Origin of the sequence: Acidovorax sp. HMWF018 (assembly GCF_003061035.1) — a bacterium.
Classification (GTDB): domain Bacteria; phylum Pseudomonadota; class Gammaproteobacteria; order Burkholderiales; family Burkholderiaceae_C; genus Acidovorax; species Acidovorax delafieldii.
This window is the reverse complement of record NZ_QAIM01000595.1, coordinates 1-6,930: the sequence shown is the minus strand read 5'-3', so window position 1 is coordinate 6,930 and position 6,930 is coordinate 1. Positions and strand designations below refer to the sequence as shown.

At 59.2% G+C, this 6,930-nt stretch carries 5 protein-coding genes and 4 pseudogenes; 3 read left to right on the top strand and 6 right to left on the bottom strand.

Annotated elements, in window-relative coordinates; translation table 11 throughout:
- From DBR23_RS31765 to DBR23_RS25300, 5 genes and pseudogenes are all read right to left on the bottom strand, one after another.
- A pseudogene (locus tag DBR23_RS31765) lies at positions 1-259 on the bottom strand (conjugal transfer protein TraG); the annotation flags it as partial.
- A 236-nt stretch (positions 260-495) separates the two neighbouring features.
- On the bottom strand, positions 496-774 hold the full coding sequence (locus DBR23_RS25315) for an EexN family lipoprotein (protein WP_056581661.1): 279 nt from the start codon (positions 772-774) through the stop codon (positions 496-498).
- A complete protein-coding gene (locus DBR23_RS25310) occupies positions 771-1,715 on the bottom strand; it encodes a LysR family transcriptional regulator (RefSeq protein WP_066123738.1) in 945 nt (314 codons plus the stop codon). The genes DBR23_RS25315 and DBR23_RS25310 overlap by 4 nt, the downstream gene beginning before the upstream one ends.
- A 227-nt stretch (positions 1,716-1,942) precedes the next feature.
- Positions 1,943-2,659, bottom strand: a complete 717-nt coding sequence (locus tag DBR23_RS25305; protein WP_082548893.1) for an alpha/beta fold hydrolase — start codon at positions 2,657-2,659, stop codon at positions 1,943-1,945.
- A 10-nt stretch (positions 2,660-2,669) separates the two neighbouring features.
- On the bottom strand, positions 2,670-3,425 hold the full coding sequence (locus DBR23_RS25300; RefSeq protein ID WP_056581660.1) for an SDR family NAD(P)-dependent oxidoreductase: 756 nt from the start codon (positions 3,423-3,425) through the stop codon (positions 2,670-2,672).
- A 249-nt stretch (positions 3,426-3,674) separates the two neighbouring features.
- Here DBR23_RS25300 and DBR23_RS25295 point away from each other — a divergent pair.
- Together DBR23_RS25295 and DBR23_RS25290 are read left to right on the top strand one after the other, a co-directional pair.
- A pseudogene (locus DBR23_RS25295) lies at positions 3,675-4,609 on the top strand (transposase).
- A gap of 282 nt (positions 4,610-4,891) precedes the next feature.
- Positions 4,892-5,587, top strand: a complete 696-nt coding sequence (locus DBR23_RS25290; RefSeq protein WP_082548890.1) for a GntR family transcriptional regulator — start codon at positions 4,892-4,894, stop codon at positions 5,585-5,587.
- A gap of 114 nt (positions 5,588-5,701) precedes the next feature.
- On the opposite strand, the pseudogene DBR23_RS25285 reads toward DBR23_RS25290, so the two are convergent.
- Positions 5,702-5,833, bottom strand: a pseudogene (locus DBR23_RS25285) (IS110 family transposase); the annotation flags it as partial.
- A gap of 156 nt (positions 5,834-5,989) precedes the next feature.
- On the opposite strand from DBR23_RS25285, the pseudogene DBR23_RS31760 reads away from it, so the two are divergent.
- Positions 5,990-6,443, top strand: a pseudogene (locus DBR23_RS31760) (transposase); the annotation flags it as partial.
- Between the last annotated feature and the right edge of the window lie 487 nt (positions 6,444-6,930).

The window sequence follows — 6,930 nt, the reverse complement described above, 5'->3', positions numbered from 1 at the left end:
CCGCCAGCAGGCCGCTGCCGCCCGCGATGGCGCCGCCGGTATCGAACACGCGCGGCGCGTAGGCATCGAAAACGAACCACCACTCAAACAGCTTCCACGGGTGGTAGATCGGTGTGCCGAGAAGGTCAAACCAGGGCGAGCCAAGGCGTAGTTGATAGCCAAGAGCCGCTGCTGTCCATTGTGTGGCGCCCCACACGCCGGCGATCACGATGCCGAATACCACGGCGATCTGACCGAACAGCACGTTCGTCCCTTGCATGACCTGGCCTCCGATTTCTCCTGCGCTGATTCCTCATGGGGAAGGCGGCACAAGAACGTGCCGCAGGCGTCAGGATGGGTGTCGGGTCAGTGCCGGTCAAAGACTGCTTCGAGCAGAAAGGTCGAGCAAAAAGACAGAATTAGTGCAGGGGCGAACCAATGAAAAACACCGCAAGCGATAACGCATTGCGGCGTGTCGAGCAGAAATATTGAGGCGATGCTGCGAACCGCCAACGATCAGAACTTGGCTGATTCCTTCGGTGGTGTGTACGGCGTTTCACCGTCGCCATAGAACCGCTTGCGCGTGGCTTCGGCTACCCGATTGCACAGCACGTCGCCCAGCTTGGGGCGATCCGTCTTGCATTGTTGGCGCAGCTCTTTGAGCCGTTCGGGGTTGGCCGCCAGTTCTTCCACCGTCGGGATATTCGCCTCCGGAACGTTGGTCGTTTGTGGCGTCTCGGAATTGCCGCAGGCAGTCAGCGCGGCCACCAGCAGGAACTGGATGAGCTTCTTCATGGCGTGGATTCCTCCAAGGGATCGGAATGATGGCCCGGCTTGGGCCTTGGGGGTTCCGGAGATTCAATGGCCTGCACGCGCTCAATGAACCGGGCCAGAACATCGGACGGCTCGCCTTCGGGGAACAGTAGGTAAGTTGTCAGCGGCGGCACGCGCAATGCCAGCGGTCGGGCCACCACACCTGCGTCAGGGTTAGCGGCAATGCGCGCGGCACCCGTAAACCCAAGCGCCAGGCCAGCCGACACCAGCACCATCATCAGATCGCACGTAGCAACCCGTTCTGCGACCAACGGCTCCGTGCCGGCCCGGCGTAGCACACGATCTACGAATCTGGCATGGCCTTCGCAAACTTGTGGATCGCATAGAACCAGCGGATAGCGCAGCAACTCCTCCAAAGGAATGCGCTTGTACGCAAGCAGCGGATGCCGGGCTGGCACCGTTACTATGAGCGCGTCTCGCCATACAGGTATGGCGGCGATGCTGTCACCTACTTCATCAGACTGCGCAAACCCCACGTCGTACAGATCGTCGTGCAGACCTTTGATCTGCTGTGATAGCGGTACCTCGAAGAATCGGAGTTCAAGTTCAGGCTCTTCTTGTCGGCATAGCGCCAGCAGAGCCGGTAGGCGCGACGGTGTGATGCCGTCCGACAATGCCACTCGCAATTGCCCATGGAAACCATTGGCCGCCGCTTTCACGCTATCGCGGGCTTGCTCCAAGACAGTGAACACGCGACGCACGTGTTCCAAGAACAGTCGGCCAGCGAGCGTCAATCGAGTGCTGCGAGTGGTGCGAGCAAATAACACCGCCCCGAGTTCCACCTCCAACTCCTTGATAGCGCGCGACAGAGGCGACTGCTCAATGTGCAGCCTCTCCGCTGCTCGTGCGAAGTGGAGTTCTTCAGCAACGGCCAAGAAGCAACGCAGATGACGAAGCTCCATATAGTGCCCTCTCAAAATGCATCTTCATCGCAGAGCCTCCATGCTCAATCTCGTCACAACGATCTGTGTGGACGACGATTGGCGTCCCGTACAGATGTAGATCGGATGAAAATCGGAGCGATCATGACGCCCCGCCACGATTGCATTTCCCGAATCGTTGAGAGCCTGGCCTTACGTGTGCAACGATGGCCGCAGACACACTCCGTCGATACTCGAGGAGGAGCCTTTTAGTTGGTTAAATCGGCAATTGACAAGAGCAAGGTGGTGAGTTGCTCTGGCATGGTGATGTGGGGGTTGTGCGAAGCAGGCAGCTCATAATATTTCCACCCTTCTCGGGCTTGAGCGCGGGACGCCGAAAGACCAAAGGTGTCATACAGACCAGTCTTCGTACAGTAAATATACGCAGAAGGGATGTTTGAAGCTTCTCCCGCTAGACATAGAGGAGATGTGAACGTAGCAAGGGGTTGCGGTCCGCGCCTCCCTTGGGCGAGCTTTTGATCATGGTCAGGGGTGTCCGGCGGAAGTGGGCTTGGGGGGACCAGCCAACCGAATCCATTGTTCTTGACGTCTTCCAGGATGGCGGCTCGCTGAGCCTTTGGCATGAGATCCAATGCGCACTCATCGGACTCCGGTAGTAGTGCGTCGATGTATATCAACTGTTGAATCCGATCGGGGATTCTGTCGGCCACACCAGTCACGACCATTCCCCCATAGCTGTGCCCGACCAAGATGACATGGTTGAGGTTCTCCGACTCGATAGCACGGACGACATCATCGACGTGCATATGCAGGTCGATACGAGGTCCAAGCAAGTGCGAGCGTTCACCCAGCCCCGTACAGGTTGGCGTCAGGAGTCGGTGATGCGCTGCCAAAAAGAGAGAGTGCATTCGCCACCACGCCCAACCTGCTGACCAGGCCCCATGGACCATCACAAAGGTGTTCATGGGGCGAGACTCAGTATCGATATGCCAAGAAGCCGCCGTCCAGCAGTATCTCGGCGCCAGTCACGTACCCAGCCTCTTCTGATGCAAGAAACAAGATTGCGTTCGCGGCGTCTTCTCGCTTACCGGTGCCGCCCAGTGGAACGGTTTCAAAGAACTTTTCCCGCATTTTGGGATCAGCGGACACCACTGAGGTTCGCATGGGGGGCAGAAGACCGGGAACGATGGCGTTTACCCGGATCCCTGATCTTGCGTACTCGCCTGCAGCAGAGCGCGTCATGGCCAACACCCCGGCTTTCACGGCGCAATAGCCCATGTGGAGACCGGGCATGCCTGCATACGCTGCGATGGAGGAAATCGTGATGATTGATCCCCCACCTGCACGAGTGATGGCGCGGGCGCCATGGCGGATGGCTAGGAAGGTGCCGCGGATATGGATTGACGTCAGTCGGTCGAGATAGTCGACCTTTTCATGATCAGGAACCATACCGCTTATGCCGGCATTGCTTACAACGATATGAATGGCTTCGAAGGATTGCTCCCCCTTCTGAAGGGCTTCCTTCCAGTTTTCCTCTTCAGTGACGTCTAGCTTGACGAAGCATGCTTCGCCACCCCCCTCGGTAATCGACTGTGCGACTGCTTGGCCTTCTTGCTCTAGTAGGTCAGCGATGACCACGCGCGCGCCCTCGCGCGCAAACATCCTTGCTGTGGCTTCACCAATGCCGCTCGCGGCGCCTGTCACGAAAGCAGTTTTTCCAGTGAATCTCATACACGTCTCCTTGCAATATGAAAAGGGCAGAGGGGGTTCAGAGTCTCGGCCGTCTAGCATCTTACACATATCTCGGTAATATTCAAGATGTCAGCAAGATTCCGTTGTCGGCTGGCTAAGAAGCTTGACGCGAGTCGAGGCTGACTCTCGCTTGCCGCCGCTTACGTCATTCGGGCTCTAGGGAATGTCTGCAAAACTCAGGCGCTGGCCGCGTAGCGTGAACGGCAGCGCCCTGCGATGATCTGCGGCATGAAGCAACTCGGACTGGGCCTGAACCTGTCGACTAAGAAGACGCGCAAGCGGGAGTTCTGGGAGGAGATGGAGCGCGTGGTTCCGTGGTCGGCGCTGGTGCAGATCGTGAAGCCGTACTACCTGAAGGCGAAGACGGGCCGGCCGCCGTTTGCCATCGAGACGATGCTGCGGGTTCATTACCTCCAGCAGTGGTTCGCGCTGAGCGACCCGGCGATGGAAGAGGCGCTGCACGACATGCCCGTGTTTCGCGAGTTCGCCAAGCCAGGCGACGTGGCGCGGTTGCCGGACGAGACGACGATCCTGAGGTTCCGCCACCTGCTGGAGAAGCACGACCTGGCGACCGACATGCTGCGAGTGGTCAACGACATCCTGCAGGCCAAGGGCCTGTTGATGAAGAAGTGCAAGGTGGTCGACGCCACGCTGATCGCAGCGCCGAGTTCGACGAAGAACGCGTCGATGCAGAGTCGGGACTGGTGCACAGCGTCGTGGGCTGGTCGGCCAACGTGAACGACGTGACGCAGGCAGGCAGCTTGCTGCACGGCGTTGAGGAGGTCGCCTTCGGCGACGCCGGCTACCGCGGCGTTCACAAGCGCGGCGAGGCTCAGGGGCTGCAGTGGCACGTGGCGATGCGCGCCGGCGACCGCCGCAAGCTGAACCCATTCCTGCAGCCCGACTTCCTGGCAGAGCAGGCGGAGAAGCTGACGGCGAGCATCCGAGCCCAGGTCGAGCACCCGTTCCGTGTATTAAAGCGGCAGTTCGGCTACACGAAGGTGCGGTACCGCGGCCTGGCGAAGAACACAGTTCAGATCGTCACGCTGTTCGCGCTGTCGAACCTGTGGATGGCTCGGCGCAGCTTGATGGGGCGCGCAGGGATGAGTGCGTCCGCAGCCTTATGCGGGGCGGCCTCGAAGGGCACCGAAACCATCATGTAGCGCCGCGTACGGGCAGTGATTTGAAGCAACCATGCGTAGCGTGGCGTAGTCAAGATGCTTCCGAATCGGCGCTGCGAATCACGTTGCGCAGACCTTTCCTCGCGTAGGTGATGCAGAGGTCGCGGACAACGGACCAGATACAGTGGACCCAGAGCAAGGGCACTGCGAAGCGGCCGAGGACCATGTGCTGTCCAAGTTCAGCTAGCATGTCAACAGGACACAACTTGTTTTTTGCCCCATCGCGCTGACGAAGGGCTCGTTTTATACCGGCAAAGGCATTGCATGAAGAAGTCGCTCGCTGTTTCCTCTAGGAGACAAAAATCCAACTCCAACCGAACTGAAGCGCCGACTCTGGCCGAGCAGGCTTATAAGAGGCTTGAGGAGATGATCATTACTCTGCAGCTAGCACCAGGCGTGGTGCTTTCTGAGTATGGTTTGTCGGAACTGCTGGAAATTGGTAGAACACCAATCAGAGAGGCGCTCCAGCGTCTCGCCGGAGAGGGACTGGTTGTGGTCCTCCCCAAGCGAGGGGTTCTTGTTTCCGAAACCAATATTCGCACCCAACTCCGATTGCTGGAGTTGCGAAGGGAAGTGCAACGTCTTCTCGCACAACTCGCAGCAGAGCGGGCAACAGAGGAGGAGAGGGCGCATTTTGCCCAGATCGGCGCTTCTCTGCTTCATGCAGCTAGCGCGCGCGACGAAGGGCTTTTTGCTCAGCTAGATCGAGAACTCGATGAGTGCATGTGGAAAGCGGCTCGCAATGAGTTCATAACCAAGACGATGGCGCTCATGCGCGGTTTATCGCGCAGGTTCTGGTTCGAGCACTATCGCAGGGTTGGAGATCTTCCGCTGGCGGCCACATTGCATTCAAAAATGGCCGAGGCGATAGCCAGGGGTCACTCTAAGGATGCCGCTGCGGCCTCCGATCGTCTTGTTGACTACATCGAGAGCTTTGCGCGAGAGACCATCACCAATTAGAACTTGGGTACCTTGGTGCTGCGAATTGGCCCCGGCGCGCGGAGATTAAGTCAGGCAGTTTGACCCTGCCTCGATTTCGCGTACAGCAAGAAGTTGGAAACTTCAAAGGTTCGATCACGCGACCTCGGCCGCCTTCCTGTAACCCGTCTCGTCACGCCGATCACGGGCCAGCAACGCCCAGACGATTCGAGCGTTCTTGCTGGCGAGTGCCACCGCCGCCACGTTCTTGTTGCGCCGCTGGACCACAAAGGTGGCCCCGGAAATCTGAACACGGCGATGAGTGAAAACTCTGCCCTGTGAGCGGTCCGCGAAGAGCGGGCTGACATGGAGCGAGAGCATGAGCAGAAGACCACGCCGGAACTTCTCACCGGCGTTCAAGGCCAAGGTGGCGCTGGAGGTCAACCGTTCGCCGGCAGCCGCATGCCGCGCCACATGCTCAAGGCACGAGGCTTCGAGGTCGGGCGCAAGCACGTGGCGCCCCTCATGCGGCGCATGGGCATCAAGGCGCTGTACAGCAAGCCCAACACGAGCCGCAGCATGTGTGATCTACCCGTACCTGTTGCGCGGCCTGGCGATCGAGCGTGCGAACCAGGTCTGGGCGATGGACCTGACCTGCATCCCGATGGCACGCGGCTTCGTGTACCTGGCCGCGATCATTGACTGACATAGCCGCAAGGTCCCGGCCAGGGACGTGTCGATGTCGATGGAAGCGGACTTCTGCGTGCGCGTGCTCGACCATGCGATCGCGCGTCACGTCAAGCCGGAGATCTTCGATACCGACCAGGGTTCGCAGTTCACCAGCATGGTGTTCACCGAGCGGCTCAAGGGCGAGGGCATCGCCATCAGCATGGGCGGTCACACGAGATGCCCACCGCGTCGGTCGTGCGTTCGCGCAAGCGACGCCCGCCCGCCACCGTGGACATCTCTGCACTGCGGTCAACCCCGGCAGCGTTCCACTTGTCGTCGCCCGACTCGTGTTCAGACCGATGGGGCCACCTCTCGGCCGCACATCCTCTTAGTACCTCATTTCAAGGGAAAACCCTCTATGAGATACTTTTGCCGCTCATGTAATATACTTGTGTCATGCAAGTTGGCATATGACTGCGAAACTGCATGACATCGATTGGTCCTCATCTATCTGTGTCATGCAAAGGAGACAAAATGAAGTTAAGTCGGCGGACTTTTACCCAAGCAACCCTGGGTGCGGCGGCGATATCTGTGGGTGGGCCTCTGTTTGCGCAGGACCGACCTCTGCGTCTTGGCCTGTTGGCGCCGCGATCAGGGGTGGCTGCCTTCATGGGGGAGGACAGCATTCGAGCCGTTCGGTGGGGGGTGGACCGAAT

Coding starts and splice junctions, on each gene's coding strand:
- DBR23_RS25300 (WP_056581660.1), bottom strand. CDS start 3,425: ATGAGATTCACTGGAAAAACTGCTTTCGTGACAGGCGCCGCGAGCGGC.
- DBR23_RS25310 (WP_066123738.1), bottom strand. CDS start 1,715: ATGGAGCTTCGTCATCTGCGTTGCTTCTTGGCCGTTGCTGAAGAACTC.
- DBR23_RS25305 (WP_082548893.1), bottom strand. CDS start 2,659: ATGAACACCTTTGTGATGGTCCATGGGGCCTGGTCAGCAGGTTGGGCG.
- DBR23_RS25290 (WP_082548890.1), top strand. CDS start 4,892: ATGAAGAAGTCGCTCGCTGTTTCCTCTAGGAGACAAAAATCCAACTCC.
- DBR23_RS25315 (WP_056581661.1), bottom strand. CDS start 774: ATGAAGAAGCTCATCCAGTTCCTGCTGGTGGCCGCGCTGACTGCCTGC.